The 1,855-nt window shown below is 49.4% G+C and carries 2 protein-coding genes; both read left to right on the forward strand.

The features are described 5' to 3' along the window. The first annotated feature begins 71 nt into the window (after nt 1-71). On the forward strand, nt 72-1,217 hold the full coding sequence (locus QUA38_RS28675) for an iron-containing alcohol dehydrogenase family protein (RefSeq protein WP_333167865.1): 1,146 nt from the start codon (nt 72-74) through the stop codon (nt 1,215-1,217). 99 nt (nt 1,218-1,316) lie between these two features. Then, on the forward strand, nt 1,317-1,855 hold a 539-nt coding region (locus QUA38_RS28680), incomplete at its 3' end, for an aminotransferase class I/II-fold pyridoxal phosphate-dependent enzyme (RefSeq protein WP_333167868.1).

Here is a 1,855-nt window from a genome sequence, read left to right on the forward strand (position 1 = left end):
GTTAGAGTTATCCTATAAAATCCAGCAATCCTGCAAAGCGTCAACCTTCTCGTCACTTATCCAGTGGTTCGATGACTCAAACCCAAAGCACAAAAACCGCCACCGCACCAGCACTTTATTCCTTGACAATTGCTCCCGCCTGTGTATTGCGGGGTCGATCGGCGATCGCACAAGCCGGAGATGCGATCGCCCGTTTCGGAAAGCGGCCGCTAATCGTCGGCGGCAGCAACTCCCTCGCCGCCGCCCAACCGTACCTGCAACCAATCCTCGAACAGCAGCAGTTAAAATCGGCCGAAACAGCATACGGCAAGGATTGCAGCGAAAGAAGCCTCGAAACTCTCCGCGAAGCAGCCCAAACCCATCAAGCCGACTTCATCATCGGTGTAGGCGGCGGCAAAGCCTTAGACGCAGCCAAACTCGTCGCCCATCAGTGCAAAATCCCGATCGTCACAATACCCACATCAGCAGCCACCTGTGCGGCTTGGACAGCCCTTTCTAACATTTATTCAGAACAAGGTGCATTCCAATACGATGTCACATTAGCCAGATGTCCCGACTTATTAATACTCGACTACGGCTTAATTCAAACCGCACCACAGCGGACATTAGTAGCAGGAATTGGAGATGCGATCGCCAAATGGTACGAAGCATCAGTCAGCAGCGGACACTCCGAACAAACCCTGATAATTTCCGCCGTTCAACAAGCTAGAATACTGCGCGATATTTTATTTCAAAAATCAGCCGCTGCCCTCAAAGAACCCGGTAGCGAAACCTGGCAAGAAGTCACAGATGCCGCCGTATTGCTAGCAGGAGTAATCGGCGGAATTGGTGGTGCTCAATGTCGCACCGTCGCCGCCCACGCCGTCCACAACGGCCTAACTCATCTATTAGCAAGTCACGGCACATTGCACGGCGAAAAAGTCGCCTACGGCATTTTAGTACAACTGCGACTAGAAGAAATGCTGCAAAACAATCAACTCGCTGCTAGCGCCAGACAGCAACTGCTAAAATTCTACGCCGAGATTGGATTACCCCAAACTTTAGACAACCTCGGACTCGGAGACATTACCATTACAGAATTGCAGCGCGCCGCCGACATAGCCTGCAATCCTAATTCCGACATCCACCGACTGCCTTTTAAAGTTGTTCCCCAACAATTAATGGCAGCGATGGTTTCTACCACCGCACCTGTGGGAGAATTAAAGATTAAGAATTAAAACAGTTTGTAGTAAGGACTTAAGTCCTGAAAAGGCTGTGCTAGCAAGGACGAAAGTCCTTACTACAAACCAGGAAAACTGACAACTGACAAAAAATAAATGACCTTGGATTGGATTAGCCCTGCTGACAGGTTGCAAAAACTACCGCCCTACGTATTTGCCCGTCTCGACGAACTCAAAGCCCGCGCCCGCGAACAAGGACTCGATTTAATAGACTTAGGAATGGGAAACCCCGACGGTGCCACTCCTCAACCAGTAGTAGAAGCGGCTGTCGCAGCCATCCAAAATTCTGCAAATCACGGCTATCCACCCTTTGAAGGAACAGCCAGTTTCCGCCGTACTATTACTAAATGGTACAGCCGTCGCTACAACGTTGAACTCGATCCAGAAAGCGAAGCATTGCCTTTGTTGGGTTCTAAAGAAGGTTTAGCACATTTTGCGATCGCCTATATCAATCCCGGCGACTTAATATTAGTACCAAGTCCTGCTTATCCCGTATTATTTCGCGGCCCAATTATCGCCGGTGCAAAAGTTCACAACATCATCCTCAAACCAGAAAATGACTGGGTAATTGACTTAGCCGACATTCCCGACAGCGTAGCCGAACAAGCCAAAATACTCTATTTCAATTATCCCAG

It is taken from the genome of Microcoleus sp. Pol12B4 (assembly GCF_036701385.1).
GTDB lineage: Bacteria > Cyanobacteriota > Cyanobacteriia > Cyanobacteriales > Microcoleaceae > Microcoleus.